The following is a 15,435-nucleotide window of genomic DNA, read 5'->3' as shown; positions in this document are numbered from 1 at the left end:
GGAAACAGACCCTGGCGCACTGTTGACAGCCCGGAACAGCCGTAGGGAGTAGATCCAGTCATGTCCGACGCCAACCTTCTCGAAGCCGCCGTACGCACCGAGTTCGGTAAGGGTGCCGCCCGCCGTACCCGTCGCGCGGGCAACGTTCCCGCCGTGCTGTACGGCCACCAGGCCGACCCGCAGCACCTGTCGCTGGACGCCCGCGCCTTCTCCGCCATCCTGCGCGAGCACGGCACCAACGCGGTGCTCAGCCTCGTCATCGACGGCAAGAAGCAGCTCGCACTCACCAAATCGGTTGTCGTGCACCCGATTCGCCGCTACATCGAGCACGCCGACCTGCTCATCATCAAGAAGGGCGAGAAGGTCACCGCCGATGTGAACGTGGTCGTCGTCGGCGACGCGGCCCCCGGCACCCTGGTCACCCAGGACGCCACCACCATCTCCATCGAGTCCGACGCGATGAGCATCCCCGAGTCCATCGAGGTCTCGGTCGAGGGCGTCGAGGCGGGCACCCAGATCAACGCCAGCGAGCTGACCCTGCCCAAGGGCGTCACCCTGAGCGTCGATCCGGAGACCCTGATCGTCAACGTCATCGCCGCCCCGGCGTCCGAGGCCGAGGTCGAGGAAGCCGCCGAGGCTGCCGAGGCCGCCGAAGCCGCGAACGCCGAGTAAAGAAGTATCGGGAATCGGTTGTCGATGACCGAATCCACGACCGGGCCCGCGCTCGTGGTCGGACTGGGTAACCCAGGCACCGAATACGAGCGCACCCGGCACAATGTGGGGTTTCTGGTCGCCGACGTGCTCGCGGAGCGCGTCGGCGGCCGTTTTGGTGTGCACAAGAAGTCCGGCGCCGACCTGCTGCAGGCCCGGCTCGACGGGCGGCAGGTGCTGATCGCCAAGCCGCGCTCGTTCATGAACCTGTCCGGGCGTCCGGTCGCGGCGCTGGCCAAGTTCTTCTCCGTGCCGCCGACCGAGGTGATCGTCGTGCACGACGAGCTCGACCTCCAGTTCGGCGAGATCCGGCTCAAGCGCGGCGGCGGCGAGGGCGGGCACAACGGGCTTCGCTCGGTGTCCAGCGCGCTGACCACCAAGGACTACCTGCGCGTCCGGATCGGCATCGGCCGTCCGCCGGGCAGGCAGGATCCGGCCGACTATGTGCTCAAGCCGTTCGCGGCGCCGGAACGCAAGGAAATACCGGTGATCGTCGAGCAGGCCGCCGACGCCGTCGAGCTGTTGCTCCGGGTCGGCCTGGAAGCCGCGCAGAACCGAGTGCACTGACAGCGCCGCGAATTCGCCGCGCCGTCAATGCCTTTCCGGTATCCGCGCGGCCGGTCAGCGCAGGTGCACCGCGGTGGCGGCGCGCCGGAGCTTGCCGGAGGAGGTCTTCGGCAGGGCGCCGGGGCCGAGCACCGCCACGGTGCGCGGTCGGGCGCCCACCTCGGAGAACACCGCGTGCACGATCTCGCGTTCGATGCGCTTGACCGCCTCGGCATCCTGATAGTCGTTGCTCTCCACCACCACCGCGAAACTCTCGCGCTTCTGCCCGGCGTCGAGGCGCACGGCGACGGCGTTGCCGGGCCGGACACCGGTCACCCGGGTGGCGGCGCGTTCGATGTCGGTGGGGTAGATGTTGCGCCCGCCCATGATGATGACGTCCTTGATCCGGCCGCACACCACGATCAGGCCCTCGTCGGTGAAGTAGCCGATGTCGCCGGTGTCGAGCCAGCCCTCCGCGTCCTGCGCGGGGCGGAATCCGTTCACCGTGACGTAGCCGGAAGTGACTGCCGGGCCGCGCAATTCGATGACGCCGACGGATCGGGTCGGCAGCTCCTGGCGTTCCGCGTCCACCACCCGGCCTTCCAGATGATCGACCAGGTAGCCCAGCGTCGGCAGCCTGCGGATGTTGCCCGGATGCCCGTGCGCGTCGTGCACCGGCACGGCCTTGCCCAGCGCCTCGAGCAGGTCGGCGTCGATGACATCGATCACCTGGCCCAGGCCCGGATCCGGAATCGACACGGCCAGTGTGGTTTCCGCCATGCCGTAGACCGGGGTGAGGGCCATCGGGCTGAGCCCGAATCGCTTTCCGGCCGCGGCCAACGTCTCCATGGTGTCCGGGTCGACCGGCTCCGCGCCGTTCCACATGTAGCGCACGCTGCTCAGATCGAACGCGCCGTCGTCGGCCTGCTTCAACCGGCGGGCCAGCAGCGAGTACGCGAAATTCGGTGCGGCGGTGACGGTCCCGCGATACTTGGCGATCAGCTCGGCCCATAACAGGGGGCGCATGAGGAAGTCGAGCGGCGTCACGCACACCACCTCGGCGCCGATTTGCATGGGGACACTGAGGAATCCGACCATGCCCATGTCGTGGAACAGCGGCAGCCAGCTGATCATCACGTCGTCGTCGAGCTGGAACTTGACCCGGTCGAACATGGCGTAGGCGTTGACGAAGAAGTTGCCGTGGGTGATCCGCACCGCCTTGGGCGACCCGGTCGAGCCGGAGGTCAACTGCTGCAAGGCGATATCGTCCTCGCCCGTCGGGACCGGATCGGTGTCCGTGCCCTCGCGCAGCTGATCGATCCGCACCACGGTGATGCCGCGTTCGCGCAGCAGCGGCTCGGCCGCCTCGAACGGGGCGCCGAGCACCACCGCGCGCGCCTCGATCATGGTGAGCACGGTCTCGGTGTCGCGCGCCCAGACCACCAGATCGGTGCGCGGCGTCGGCTGGTGCAGCATGGTGATCGAGGCGCCGCGCATCCAGATGGCCTGACAGGCCGGCGCGATGTCGACCGGCAGGCCGGCGAGCACGCCGACCGCGTCACCGTGCCCGATGCCCGCCGCCGCCAGGCCGCCCGCCATCCGCCGGGCGATCCGATGGATCTCGCCCCAGCTCTGACGCCGGGGCGCGTCCGGCTCGCCGGTCACCAGCCCCCGGGTCGACGCCTGCGCCGTCGCATACATCTCGTCGGTGAACCTGCTCAACGTCAACTCCCTCATCACCAGCTTCGGGCCGCCTGCCGACCTGCATTCAACTATCCCGCCATTCCGGCGTGGCGTTAACCCTTTTACCGCGTGTCTAGGTTTGCTGGAGTGTCGCGGGTAACCGGGCTCGATGAGAGTATTCGCGCCGGCGCCGGTGCCGGATTGGTTATCGCCGAACGGTGGTCTAGTGCGTTGCGCCGCTGCCGCGACTACTTGGCCGCGCCGGCCCCGAAGGTGGCGGCGTACTGGTCGACGTAGTGCCTGCCGGAGCGGGCGGCGAGCTCGCGCATCAGCTCGTCGGTGTTCGCCCGCGCGACGTGATGCTGCTCGGCGGGCAGGTAGTAGCGCGGGGCGCCGAAGCTGATCCGGACCTTGCCGAACCGGGGCAGCCGGGTGCCGCGGGGGTTGACTCGATCGGTGCCCGACAGCACGACCGGGATCACCGGGGCGCCGGTGGCCATCGCGACCCGCAGCGTGCCGGTGCGACCGCGGTAGATCCGGCCGTCGGGCGAGCGGGTGCCCTCGGGGTGAATGGCCCACACGCCGCCCGCCTCGAGAATGCGGGTGGCCGCGGCGAGCGCGTCGGCCGCGGCGCTGCCGCCGGTCCGGTCGACCGGCACCTGACCGGCCGCCGAGAAGAACCAGCGCTTGCAGCGCCCGCGCAGGCCGGTCCCGGTGAAGTACTCCTGCTTGGCCAGGAACGCGGCCTGGCGCGGCAGCACCAGCGCGAGATACAGCGAGTCGATCACCGCCAGGTGGTTGGCCGCGACGATCACCGGTCCGGTGCGCGGAACCTGATCCAGCCCTTCGACTTCGGGTCTACCCAGCACCCGCAGCACGGGGCCGAGAAACACGTACTTGAAGAGCCAGTACCACACGAAGACCTCCAGGGAACAGAATGTGTAGACACTGTCTACCGCATTCCTGTAGACAGTGTCTACACCCGAAGTAAGGGCTGGTGATGGTTGCCGTAGACAATGTCTGCATGGTGGAGAACGAGCCGCTGCGAGAACGCCTGGTCGGCACGGGCGTCGCCCTGCTCGAAGAGGTAGGTGCGGCGCAATTGGGACTTCGCGCCATCACCCGGGCCGCGGGTGTCTCACATGGGGCACCGCGTCGGCACTTCCCGACTCATCGAGCCCTGCTGGCAGCCATCGCGGCGCGCGGATTCGCCGACCTGATAGACCGGTTCGCCGCCGTCGACCCCGGTACCGGCGCACGAGATCGCCTGGTGCGGATGAGCGTCGCGTACGTCGAGTTCGCCGGCGAGCGCCCGGAGATGTTCACCCTGATGTTCCGCCACGACCTCCTCGAAGGCTCCGGCGAGAACCTCCGCGCGACCACCCTGCCGCTGTTCGCCCGATTCGCGGCGCTGGTGACCGAGGCCGCACCCCCCGGAGGGGTCGACCCCGGCGACCGCGCGACCGCGCTGTGGACGAACCTCCACGGCATCGCCGCCCTCCAGGCCAACCGCAGCCTCCGCCTGGTCGCCCCCGCCGCCGACCTCCCCGCCCTCGTCCAGCGCACCCTCGACCTACACCTGACCTGACGGCCCGCCCGACCCACCTCGATCGAATGTCGTGCCGCTACAGCCGCGCGACGGCGGCGACGAAACGGTCCAGCTCGTCGAAACTCACGAAGCAGTGGGGGGAGGCGCGGACCACCGAGCGCAGGCCGCGCCCGGTCATGTCCAGGAGGGTGGAGCCGGCGTGGCTGACGGTTACTGTGATGTCTTGTGCGGCAAGCTGATCGCGGACCTCGATGGCCTCGATGCCGTCGACGGTGAACGAGACGATGCCACTGTGCCGAATGCCGATGTCGCGCACCGTGACTCCGGGAATCTCCGGTAGTGCCTTGCGCAGGTACTCGGCGCGCGCGGAGATGGCGGCATAGACGTTCTCCGGGCCGAGGTCGAGCAGGTAGCGCACGGCCGCGCCGAGGCCGAGCCGGCCGGCCACATCGCATTCCCAGAACTCGAAGCGGCTGGCGTCGGGGGCGAGGCGGTAGTCGTCCGGGCCGACCCAGGACGCGCTGTGCAGGTCGAGCCGGCCTGGTTCGATCGATTCCGCCAATTCCGGTCGGACGTAAAGGAATCCGGTGCCGCGCGGGCCGCGCAGCCACTTGCGGCCGGTGGCGGACAGCGCGTCGACGTCCAATTCCGCCACGTCGATCGGCAGCTGCCCGGTCGACTGGCAGGCGTCGAGCACCACCAGCGCGCCCACCGAATGGGCGATTCGAGTGGCCTCGGCGGCCGGGTTGACCAGACCGCCGTTGGTCGGCGCGTGCAGCACCGAGACCAGCTTCACCCGTTCGTCGACCAGCTTCGCCAGCGCGTCCAGGTCGAGTTGCCCGGTGTCGTCGCTGGGAATCTTCTCCACCGTCGCCCCGGTGGCACGGGCGCGTTGCAGTGCCGCGATGGCGTTGCTCGCGTAGTCCGCCTCGGAGATCAGGATGCGGTCGCCCGCGGCCAGCGGGATCGAGTAGAAGAAGTCCGCCCAGGAACGAGTCGCGCTGTCGCTCAACGCGATACTGGCCGGCGTCGCGTTGATCAGCGTGCCGATCGCGGTCTTCACCGCGGCCAGATCGTCGAGGCGTTCGTTCGCGGCGCGATAGCCGCCGATCTCGGCCTCGCGGCGCAGATGGTCGACGGCGGTGTCGAGCACCACCCGCGGCGGAAGCGAGGATCCGGCGCTGTCGAGGAAAACGGAACCGGACATACAACCCGGAGTGTCGGCGCGGACACGCTCTTCATCCAGCATGATTCCGACTCTAACGGGCAGTGCCGGGCGGGGTCTGTCCCTCCGGAGCCGGTCCCCAGTTCGGATTCTTGTCGATTTCTTGTCAGTCCCCATCGCTACTCTGGATGGATCGCCGCGAGCGGAACAGAGCACGACCGCGCGATGGTTGTAGATCGACAGCGGACACGAAACCACAGCAACTCGGACGCACAACGGAGGTTGGCATGGCGGTCACGCTGGAATCGGAGCTGGTCAGTCGGGTTATTCACGACGGAGAGCTCAACTCGCGAGCCGCCGCCGAGGCGTATATCGGGGGCGTCTGCTTCAAGCAGGGACCACCGACGCTGATCGGCGCCGAGCTCGAATGGCTCACCGTGCAGGGTGAGTGTCAGGCGTCAGGCCCCTCGGCCGCCCCGCGTCCGCAACTGACTGCTCTAGCGGATGCCCTCGGACCCCACGCACCACGGTCCATCGCCCCCGATTCGCCGGAACTGGCACTGCCAGGGGGCAGCCGGGTCACCATCGAACCCGGCGGTCAGATCGAACTATCCAGCGCACCGTTCGCTGATGCCGCGCAGCTGAGTACCTCGCTCCGCGACGATGCCCGCCGCTTGCGGGAACTTCTCGAATCTCGCTCCATCCGAACCGTTTCCGCCGCCGCCGACGCGGACCGCAGACCCAAGCGGTTGCTCCAGTTGCCGCGCTACCGCGCCATGGAACAGACCTTCGCCGGCATCGGCCCGTACGGCAAGCTCATGATGTGCAATACCGCCGCGACCCAGGTCAGCGTCGACGCCGGGGCAGACCGCGCCGATATCGCCGCCCGCTGGACCGCGCTCTACGCCATCGGCCCGGCCCTGCTCGCCGCCTTCGCCTGCTCGCCCACGCTGCGGGGCGCCCCCGCGGGTGAGTGGGCCTCCCAGCGGATGCGGGCCTGGCTGCGCCTCGACAACGCCAGGACCCGGCCCCCGCTGATGGACTGGGCCGATCCGATCCTCGGCTACAGCAGATGGGCGCTCGACGTGCCGCTGCTGTGTGTGCGAAGACCGGACGGCACCGGACCGGGCGCGAACGGTCAGCGCGCGAACGGTCACGGTGCCGACACCGGCTGGTCGCCACCGCCGGGGGCGACCTTCGCGGACTGGCTCACCGGCGCCCTGGACGACGAGATCGGTCGCAGGCCCGACCGCAACGACCTCGACTATCACCTGACCACGCTGTTCCCGCCGGTTCGCGCGTCCGGATACCTGGAGGTCCGCTACATCGACGCCCAGCCCGGCGACAGCTGGACCGTCCCGATCCACGTGCTCGACGCGCTCATGTCCAGCAGCCGGGCCGTGGCCCAGGCGATCGCCATCGCCGCCCCACTGGCCGGGCACTGGCTCGACGCGGCCCGCTACGGGCTGGCCGATCTGAACATCCGCTCGGTGGCGGTGGAACTGCTCACCCTGGCCGCGGCCAACGCGTCGAGTACCGAGGCCGCACGCGAGATCGAAGCCGCCGTCGAGCGATGTCGCAACGGCGAGAGACCCGTGGCGGATTCCGCCGCGGCCGGCACCGGGACAGGCGGTCCTGGGGCGGATTCGTGAGCGCGGATCAGCGAGCGAACCGAGCACAGGACGCCATCCCGGGCGCGGTCGCGGGTCGAGCGTGCCTGCACTGCCGATCCGGTCCGGCGTGGCGAGCTGCGCCGAAGCCGACAGGAACTAGCACCGGAGACCCATCATGACCATTCAGCATCCGCCCGCCACCGATAACGCGGGCACCGATCGATTACGCGAGCAGATCGCCGAGGTGCTCACCCGCGCCAGACAGCGCACCCTCACCCTCACCGACTGCATCGACGAGGCCGAGCTGGTCGCGCAGCATTCGCGGCTGATGAGCCCGCTGGTCTGGGACCTCGCCCACATCGGCAATCAGGAGGAACTCTGGCTGGTCCGCGATGTCGGCGGCCGCGAGGCGGTGCGGGCCGACATCGACGAGCTGTACGACGCGTTCAAGCACGCCCGCTCGAACCGGCCAGCGCTGCCGCTGCTCGACCCGACCCAGGCCAGGGGTTACGTCGGCACCGTCCGGGACAAGGTCTGGGACGTGCTGGACCGCAGTGACTTACGCGGTTCGCCGCTGGTCGACGGCGGGTTCGCGTTCGGCATGATCGCCCAGCACGAGCAGCAGCACGACGAGACCATGCTGGCCACCCACCAATTGCGCAGCGGGCCCGCGGTATTGACCGCGCTCGCGGTGCCGACCACGACCGCGCCGGTCACCGGCGAGGTCGTGATACCGGCCGGTGAGTTCACCATGGGCACGTCCACCGAACCGTGGGCGTTGGACAACGAGCGCCCCGCGCATCGAGTTCGGTTGCCCGGCTTCGCGATCGACGCGGCACCGGTGACCAACGAGCAGTACCTCGCGTTCCTCGACGACCGCGGCTACGACCGGCCCGAACTGTGGTCCGAGCGCGGTTGGGCGCACCGGCAGGAGGCGGGCTTGGTCGCGCCGCAGTTCTGGGAGCGCGACTCGGCCGGGCAGTGGTGGCGGCGCGTCTTCGGCGTGCTGACCCCGGTGCGCCCGCACCAGCCGGTGGTGCACGTCTGCTGGTTCGAGGCCGAGGCGTACGCGAACTGGGCGGGCAAGCGGCTGCCCACCGAGGCCGAGTGGGAGAAGGCCGCGCGCCACGATCCGGCCACCGGCGCCACCCGCCGATTCCCCTGGGGCGACACCGAACCCGACGCGACCACCGCGAATCTCGGCCAGCGCCATCTGGAACCGGCCGACGTGGGCGCCTATCCGGCGGGCGCGTCCCCGGCCGGTGTGCACCAGCTCATCGGCGATGTATGGGAGTGGACCGCATCGGGTTTCGACCCGTACCCCGGTTTCCACGCCTTCCCGTACCAGGAGTACTCCGAGGTCTTCTTCGGCGGCGACTACCGCGTCCTGCGCGGCGGCTCGTTCGGCACCGATCCGGTCGCCTGCCGCAGCACCTTCCGCAACTGGGATCACCCGATCCGCAGGCAGATCTTCTCCGGGTTCCGGCTCGCCCGCGATCTGCGGCCGGGGGAGGCCGAATGAGCGGGCCGACGGGCGGTGTGCGCTGATGTGCAGACATCTCGGCTATGTCGGCCCGGCGGTCAGCGTCGGTGAGGTGCTCACCACCGGAACGCATTCGCTGCGTACCCAGGCATGGGCGCCCCGGGATATGCGGGGCGGCGGCACGATCAACGCCGATGGATTCGGCGTCGCCTGGTGGCGGCCCGCCGAGCCGGACGGCACGTCGGCGGCCGGTGCGCCGCCCGCCGACGCCGCGGCGGGCAGCGCACTGATCGCCAGCCGATACCGCAACCCGGCCCCGATCTGGACCGATCCCGCGGTGGAAGAGGTGCTGCCGCAGCTGCGTTCGACCGCGGTGCTGGCCTCGATCCGCTCCGCCACCGTCGGCATGCCGGTCGAGCGGGCCGCGTGCGCGCCGTTCACCAGCGCGCAGTGGGCGTTCAGCCACAACGGCTCGGTGCCCAACTGGCGCACCGCGATCACCGCGGCGTCGTCCGACTTGGACAATGCCGCAATGCGATTCGGCGCGACCAGGCTGTTCGAGACGATCCAGCTGCTGGACGCCGAATCGCCGACGGATGCCGCGACGCTCTGGGTGCTGCTGCGGCAGCTGCTCAGCGCGACGGCGCCGGACGGTTTCGTCGATTCGACGGGTACCGCCCTCGGCTTGCTGGCCGCCGGCGTGCTGAGACACGCGCCCGCCGCGCGGCTCAACTTCCTGCTCGGCGACGGCGAGACCCTCTGGGCCACCACGGTGCACCACGCCTTGTCGGCGCTGGTCACCGACACCGCCGCCGTGCTCGCCTCCGAACCCTATGACGACGACCCGAATTGGCGGTCGATCCCCGACCGCAGCCTGGTTATCGCTCGCCCAGGAAAGCTCACCATCGATCCGCTGCCCGACAGCACGAAAGGCGCCTCCCGATGACCGCACCGACGCTGGAGATCCACCTATCCGACGACGACCTCACCTCGGCCCTGCGCGCGGACGCCAGGCTCGGCCTGACCGCCGACCCGAAGTGGCTGCCGCCCAAGTGGTTCTACGACGCCCGCGGCAGTGAACTGTTCGAACAGATCACCGAGCTTCCCGAGTACTACCCGACGCGCACCGAACGGGCCCTGCTGGAGCGGGTGGTCGGCGAGATCGCCAGGGTGGCGCAGGCCGAGGTGCTCGTCGAACTCGGCGCGGGCTCGGCGGCCAAGACCAGGCTGCTGCTGTCCGCGCTGACCACCGGGGGCCCGCTCAAGACCTATGTCCCGCAAGATGTCTCGTCCACGGCGCTGCGCGCGGCGGCCGACGAGATCGCCGCGGAATTCCCCGGCCTGGCCGTGCACGGCGTGGTCAGCGATTTCACCGACACCCTGCACAACCTGCCCGGCGGCGGCCGCCGGATGATCGCCTTCCTCGGCGGCACCATCGGCAACCTGGTCCCCGCCGAGCGGGCCGAATTCCTCACCAGCATCCACGCGGTGCTGGAACCGGGCGAGCAGTTGCTGCTCGGCGCCGGTCTGGTCATCGATCCGGCCGTGCTGGTTCCGGCCTACGACGACGCGGCCGGTGTCACCGCCGAGTTCAACCGGAATGTGCTGCACGTGTTGAACTCTCGCCTCGACGCGGACTTCGTGCCGGAGAAGTTCGAGCACGTCGCGGTGTGGGATACCGAGCACGAGTGGATCGAAATGCGCTTGGCCGCAACCGAAGACATGACCGTTCGGGTTCGCGAGCTCGATCTCACCGTGCACTTCGCGGCAGGCGAGCAGATGCGCACCGAGATCTCGGCCAAGTTCCGGGTCGACGGCTTCAGCGCGGAACTCGCCGCCGCCGGGTTCCGCACCGAGCAGGTGTGGACCGACCCGGACGATCGCTTCGCGCTGTTCCTCGCCGCCAGGGACTAGGCGAGCCCGCGGCTAGGCGAGCAGTGGTGACCGGGTGGTCGCACCGGTCACCACCGCCGCGAGCCAGTCGACCAGGGGCCGCATCGTCTCCCAGGCGGTGCGGATCTCCTTGGCGGCGCGCGGCTTGTCCAGCCACGCGGGCGAGCCGAATTCCTTGTTGCAGACCAGGGCCTTGTGCCGGAGCAGGTCGATGCGCGGGTGGTCGGCGTCGTAACCCTTCGGCTTGGTCTTCAGCTTGTCGCCGCCGATGGTGAACCCCGCCTCGGTCAACTTCGCCAGGATCCGCTCCAGCTCCGGCCCGCGCACATCGTGGTCGATGGTGGAGCGCAGCTGGGCGATCTGCTCGGACGAGCCGCCGTAGAAACCGCCGGCGACGTAGAGTCCCGCCGCGCCGATCTGCACATACCAGCCGGTGCTCGGCGCCACGGACACGTACGCGCCCTGGTGATCCTTGTACGGCGTCTTGTCCTTGGAGAAGCGGACGTCGCGATACGGCCGGAAGATCTTGGCCGCACCGAAATCCGGCTCCAGCTCGGCGGTGAGCGCGAGCATCGGCGCCTTCACCGCCGACTCGTATACATCCTTGTGCGCGGACCAGAACATCTTCGAGTTGTCGACCTCGAGATCCTCGTAGAAATCCAATCCCGCCAGCGGAAACCCGCCGAACTTGGTCATGACTGTGCCTCGCTCATACCGAGCAATCTACGTTCTGAGGTCTCCGTTGAAGACAAGGAACCCCACCAGGAAGCCGATGATCATGGTGACGCCCGCGGTGATCGCCGCCCATTTGCCCAGCGGCTCACCCTTGTTGTGGCCGACGATGCCGAGCACGATGCCCGCGGGCCCGAACAGGATGGGGCAGAACAACACCGCGATCACCGCGCAGACGAAACCGATGATCGAGAACACCTGGCTGCCGGACGTGCGCTGCGGAGTGATGTACGGCTCGTAGGACTGCGGCGGGTACGCGCCGTAGCCGCCGGGCTGCGGACTCTGCTGCTCGCCGTATCCACCGGCAGGCGGGTAGTTGTACCTGCCGCCCTGCGGATACTGCGGTGCGCCGGCCGGATCCGGTCGCGCACCGCCACTCGGGTAGGGCGGCTGTGCACCGCCCGGATACTGCGGGGGAGATTGCTGGCCGCCGCGTGGCGGTTGATCGATGGACGCGTCCAGCGGTTGCAGCCCACTGGACGGGTCACCACCCCAGGCCGGCTGAGCAGGCCCGGATTCCGCGAACGGCCGCTCGTCGGACGGCTCCGCACCCCACGACGGCTGATCGCCCACCGGTCCGCTCTGCGGCGGCTGCCATTGCCCGGCCGGGTCGTTGCCGGTGGCGGGCGGCCCGCTCGGGTCCGGTTCTCCCGGTCGCGTCTGCCCGCCAAGCGGTCCGGCGGGCGCGTCGGTCGGTTGCCACCATTCACCCGCCGGGGGTGGCGGCGCGGTATACGGCTCACTCGAAGGTTCGGCCGCACCAACATCTTTCGACAACGAAGGCGGCGTACCCGAGCCCGGGGCCATCGCCTCGGACGCACTCGGCGACGACGCGGACTCGGCGGGCTCCGGGGTACCGCCGGCCGGTTTCGGATCCTGTGGCGTGCTCATCGCGCCCTCCTCGTCTCGTCCGGTCGCCACCTCTGCGTCCCTGCGCCGCCGCGGCCGTCCGCGCTCAGCGGACGGACTGCGTCCGGCTTGTCCGTTATGCGTACCACGATGGCCGAGCAGTGATAGCCGATTGCGCTAGAGCGTGGTGTCGTCGACGATCTCCACCGCTGCCACCTCGGCCGGCCGGTCGTCGTCCTCGTCCTCCGCGTGGCGCCGCTCGCGCGGCGTCGACTCCTGCGCCAGCTCGTCGGCGATGCCAAGCCTGCCGTCATCGTCGTTCTCGTGATAGCGAATGCGCAGGTCATCCGGCGGATCCTCGATATTGCGCTGGTAGGCGCGGATCTCGTCGGCCTGGTCGTCGTCTCCCATGTCGGTGTCGAGCGGTTCACGGTCCATACCTCCCAGTATCCCCGGGTACGGCCGTAACTAACGGACCCCGCGCAAAACAATGGCGGCCCGGACCGAGGTCCGAGCCGCCAGTTGCGTGCGGAAAAGCTATGCGTTGCCGTTGAACAGGCCGGTGACCGAGCCGTTCTCGAAGACCTCGCGGATGGTGCGGGCCAGCAGCGGCGCGATGGACAGCACCGTCAGCTGCGGGAACTTCTTCTCCTCGGTGATCGGCAGCGTGTTGGTGACCACGACCTCCTTGGCGCCGCAGGCGGCGAGGCGCTCCGCGGCCGGGTCGCTCAGCACGCCGTGCGTCGCGGCGATGACCACGTCACCGGCGCCGGCATCCTTGAGCACCTTGACCGCGCCGGCGATGGTGCCACCGGTGTCGATCATGTCGTCGATCAGGATGCAGGTGCGGCCCTCGACGTCGCCGACCACGCGGTTCGCCTTGATCTGGTTGGGCACCAGCGGATCCCGGGTCTTGTGGATGAACGCCAGCGGCGAGCCGCCCAGCGAGTCCGCCCACTTCTCGGCCACGCGCACGCGGCCGGAGTCGGGGGAGACCACGGTGATGTGATCGAGGGTGTAGTTGGTGCGGATGTACTCGGCGAGCTGCAGCTGCGCGTGCATGTGATCGACGGGGCCGTCGAAGAAGCCCTGGATCTGATCGGTGTGCAGGTCGACGGTGATGATCCGGTCCGCGCCCGCGGTCTTGAGCAGGTCGGCGACCAGGCGAGCGGAGATCGGCTCGCGGCCGCGGTGCTTCTTGTCCTGGCGGGCGTACGGGTAGAACGGCAGCACTGCGGTGATCCGCTTGGCCGAACCGCGCTTGAGCGCGTCGATCATGATGAGCTGTTCCATCAGCCACTGGTTCAGCGGCGCGGGAAAGCTCTGCAGCACGAACGCGTCGGAGCCGCGCACCGACTCCTCGAACCGGACGAAGATCTCGCCGTTGGCGAAGTCGCGTGCGGTCTGCGGCGTGACGTGGACGTCGAGTTCCTTGGCGACCTGTTCGGCCAGCTCAGGATGAGCGCGTCCCGAGAAGAGCATCAGGTTCTTCTGGTTATCGATCCATGACGCGGTCACTGCTGTTTGCCATCCTTTTGCTCGTGTGCCTGACCGGAGTCTTCTTTGGCGGCGTTGGCTTCTGCCGCCGCGCGCGCCGCGGCCGTTCCGGGACGGTGGCGTTGCACCCAGCCCTCGATGTTCTTCTGCGGCCCGCCGGAGATCGCGAGTGCCCCGGGCGGAACGCTTCTGCGCAGTACAGTACCCGCCGCCGTATACGCTCCGTCACCCACCGTTACCGGTGCGACAAACATCGTGTCGCTTCCCGTTCGCACATGCGATCCGACAGTGGTGTGATGCTTGGTCACTCCGTCGTAGTTGACGAAAACACTCGAAGCGCCGATGTTGCTGTACTCGCCGATGGTGGCGTCGCCCACATAAGTCAGGTGCGGCACCTTGGAGTGCGCGCCGATCGAGGCGTTCTTGGTCTCCACGAAGGCGCCGAGCTTGCCGGAATTGCCGACCACGGTCCCGGGTCGTAGGTAACTGAACGGGCCGATGGTCGCGCCGGGGCCGATCATCGCGCCCTCGCCGTGCGTACGGACGACCCGGGCGCCGTCGCCGACGACCACGTCGGTCAGCGTGCTGTCCGGCCCGATCTCGGCGTCCTCGCCGATCACGGTGTCGCCGAGCAACTGCACGCCGGGCCGCAGGATCGCGTCCCTGCTGATCCGCACACTCGCGTCCACCCAGGTGGAGGCCGGATCGATGATGGTGACGCCGGCCCGCATGTGCCGTTCCAGGATGTAGCGGTTGAGCCTGCTGGTCGCGTTGGCCAGCTGGACCCGGTCGTTCACGCCGGTGACCTTGGCCGCGTCGACCAGCCGGGCGCCGTGCACCGGATGCCCGGCCTCGCGGGCCAGCCGCAGCACGTCGGTCAGATACAGCTCGTGCTGGGCGTTGGCGGTGGACAACCGGCTGATCATGGTGCGCAGCACATTCACGTCGAACGCGTAGACGCCCGAGTTGACCTCGGTGATCGCGGACTGTGCCGGGGTGGCGTCGGCGTGCTCGACGATCTCGACCACGTGGCCTTCGGCGTCGCGCACGATGCGGCCGTAGCCGTTCGGGTCGTCCGGCACGAAGGTCAGCACGGTCACCGCGGACCGCTCGGCGTAGGAGCGGTGCTCGTCGAGCAGCGCGGACAGCGTGTGCCCGTCGAGCAGCGGGACGTCGGCGGAGGTGACGAGCAGGTCGCCGGTGAAACCGACGGGCAGCGCGGCCAGCGCGCACTGCACCGCGTGCCCGGTGCCGAGCTGTTCCTCCTGGATGGCCGGAGTGATCTCACGGCCGAGGTCGATGCCCACCGCGTTGACGGCGGCGCCGACCTGCTCGCGGTCGTGTCCGACCACGGTGATCAGATATGCGGGGTCGATCTCGTTCGCCGCATGCAGCGCGTGTGCGAGCATGCTTCGACCGGCCAGCGAATGCAGCACTTTGGGGGTCTTCGACCGCATTCGCGTCCCGGCACCGGCTGCGAGAACGACGACGGCGGTCTGCTGTGGCATGGATCTCCCTCGGCTGCCTGTCATCATGCTGCTGGGCTCTGCTCATCGTGCTGGGGTGTCTGCTGTGCTGGGCGCAGATGTGCGGGCCAACGATAGGTCATCGTGCTGCCGAGCTCCGCCGCCAGGACTCGAACCTGAACTATCTGAACCAAAATCAGAGGTGCTGCCATTACACCACGGCGGATTGTCACATCGGCGGATCGGGA

At 69.1% G+C, this 15,435-nt stretch carries 15 protein-coding genes and 1 tRNA gene; 7 read left to right on the top strand and 9 right to left on the bottom strand.

The features are described from left to right. Positions 1–60: 60 nt before the first annotated feature. Together ACFQ9K_RS26895 and pth are read left to right on the top strand one after the other, a co-directional pair. Positions 61–672, top strand: a complete 612-nt coding sequence (locus tag ACFQ9K_RS26895; RefSeq protein ID WP_378713743.1) for a 50S ribosomal protein L25/general stress protein Ctc — start codon at positions 61–63, stop codon at positions 670–672. A 24-nt stretch (positions 673–696) separates the two neighbouring features. Next, positions 697–1,278: an aminoacyl-tRNA hydrolase gene (pth, locus tag ACFQ9K_RS26890; protein WP_378713744.1), complete on the top strand. Its 582-nt coding sequence runs from the start codon at positions 697–699 to the stop codon at positions 1,276–1,278. A gap of 54 nt (positions 1,279–1,332) precedes the next feature. Here pth and ACFQ9K_RS26885 read toward each other — a convergent pair whose 3' ends face one another. Together ACFQ9K_RS26885 and ACFQ9K_RS26880 are read right to left on the bottom strand one after the other, a co-directional pair. Next, on the bottom strand, positions 1,333–2,979 hold the full coding sequence (locus ACFQ9K_RS26885; protein ID WP_378713746.1) for a fatty acyl-AMP ligase: 1,647 nt from the start codon (positions 2,977–2,979) through the stop codon (positions 1,333–1,335). Between the two features lie 209 nt (positions 2,980–3,188). After that, positions 3,189–3,857, bottom strand: a complete 669-nt coding sequence (locus ACFQ9K_RS26880) for a lysophospholipid acyltransferase family protein (RefSeq protein ID WP_378713748.1) — start codon at positions 3,855–3,857, stop codon at positions 3,189–3,191. A gap of 107 nt (positions 3,858–3,964) precedes the next feature. Here ACFQ9K_RS26880 and ACFQ9K_RS26875 point away from each other — a divergent pair, with 107 nt between their 5' ends. Next, positions 3,965–4,528, top strand: coding sequence for a TetR/AcrR family transcriptional regulator (locus ACFQ9K_RS26875; RefSeq protein ID WP_378713749.1), 564 nt, complete (start codon positions 3,965–3,967; stop codon positions 4,526–4,528). A 37-nt stretch (positions 4,529–4,565) separates the two neighbouring features. On the opposite strand, the gene ACFQ9K_RS26870 is transcribed toward ACFQ9K_RS26875, so the two are convergent. Then, positions 4,566–5,738: an aminotransferase class V-fold PLP-dependent enzyme gene (locus ACFQ9K_RS26870; RefSeq protein ID WP_378713750.1), complete on the bottom strand. Its 1,173-nt coding sequence runs from the start codon at positions 5,736–5,738 to the stop codon at positions 4,566–4,568. 203 nt (positions 5,739–5,941) lie between these two features. On the opposite strand from ACFQ9K_RS26870, the gene egtA reads away from it, so the two are divergent. The 4 genes from egtA to egtD all read left to right on the top strand — a co-directional run bounded on the left by egtA (position 5,942) and on the right by egtD (position 10,664). Next, entirely contained in the window at positions 5,942–7,306 is a 1,365-nt protein-coding gene (gene egtA / locus ACFQ9K_RS26865; RefSeq protein WP_378713752.1) for an ergothioneine biosynthesis glutamate--cysteine ligase EgtA, read from the top strand. 136 nt (positions 7,307–7,442) lie between these two features. Next, positions 7,443–8,789: an ergothioneine biosynthesis protein EgtB gene (gene egtB, locus ACFQ9K_RS26860; protein WP_378713753.1), complete on the top strand. Its 1,347-nt coding sequence runs from the start codon at positions 7,443–7,445 to the stop codon at positions 8,787–8,789. Positions 8,790–8,814: 25 nt separating this feature from the next. After that, positions 8,815–9,696: a class II glutamine amidotransferase gene (locus tag ACFQ9K_RS26855; RefSeq protein WP_378713754.1), complete on the top strand. Its 882-nt coding sequence runs from the start codon at positions 8,815–8,817 to the stop codon at positions 9,694–9,696. After that, positions 9,693–10,664 carry an L-histidine N(alpha)-methyltransferase gene (gene egtD / locus ACFQ9K_RS26850; protein WP_378713756.1) on the top strand — a complete coding sequence of 324 codons (972 nt, stop codon included), beginning with the start codon at positions 9,693–9,695 and terminating at the stop codon, positions 10,662–10,664. Before ACFQ9K_RS26855 ends, egtD begins: the two co-directional genes overlap by 4 nt. Positions 10,665–10,676: 12 nt before the next feature. Here egtD and ACFQ9K_RS26845 read toward each other — a convergent pair whose 3' ends face one another. The 6 genes from ACFQ9K_RS26845 to ACFQ9K_RS26820 form a co-directional block, all read right to left on the bottom strand. Beyond that, positions 10,677–11,339 carry a DUF2461 domain-containing protein gene (locus ACFQ9K_RS26845; RefSeq protein WP_378713758.1) on the bottom strand — a complete coding sequence of 221 codons (663 nt, stop codon included), beginning with the start codon at positions 11,337–11,339 and terminating at the stop codon, positions 10,677–10,679. A gap of 27 nt (positions 11,340–11,366) precedes the next feature. Continuing rightward, positions 11,367–12,266, bottom strand: coding sequence for a hypothetical protein (locus tag ACFQ9K_RS26840; protein ID WP_378713760.1), 900 nt, complete (start codon positions 12,264–12,266; stop codon positions 11,367–11,369). A gap of 135 nt (positions 12,267–12,401) precedes the next feature. Further along, on the bottom strand, positions 12,402–12,662 hold the full coding sequence (locus ACFQ9K_RS26835; RefSeq protein WP_378713762.1) for a hypothetical protein: 261 nt from the start codon (positions 12,660–12,662) through the stop codon (positions 12,402–12,404). A gap of 99 nt (positions 12,663–12,761) precedes the next feature. Next, positions 12,762–13,742 carry a ribose-phosphate diphosphokinase gene (locus ACFQ9K_RS26830; protein WP_107659278.1) on the bottom strand — a complete coding sequence of 327 codons (981 nt, stop codon included), beginning with the start codon at positions 13,740–13,742 and terminating at the stop codon, positions 12,762–12,764. Then, positions 13,739–15,229, bottom strand: a complete 1,491-nt coding sequence (glmU, locus tag ACFQ9K_RS26825; protein ID WP_378713764.1) for a bifunctional UDP-N-acetylglucosamine diphosphorylase/glucosamine-1-phosphate N-acetyltransferase GlmU — start codon at positions 15,227–15,229, stop codon at positions 13,739–13,741. Before glmU ends, ACFQ9K_RS26830 begins: the two co-directional genes overlap by 4 nt. A gap of 113 nt (positions 15,230–15,342) precedes the next feature. After that, positions 15,343–15,413, bottom strand: a tRNA-Gln gene (locus ACFQ9K_RS26820). Positions 15,414–15,435: the final 22 nt, after the last annotated feature.

Origin of the sequence: Nocardia sp. NPDC056564, from assembly GCF_042793755.1 — a bacterium.
Classification (GTDB): Bacteria; Actinomycetota; Actinomycetes; order Mycobacteriales; family Mycobacteriaceae; genus Nocardia.
The sequence above is the reverse complement of the archived record's forward strand: the minus strand, read 5'-3'. Positions and strand labels throughout refer to the sequence as shown.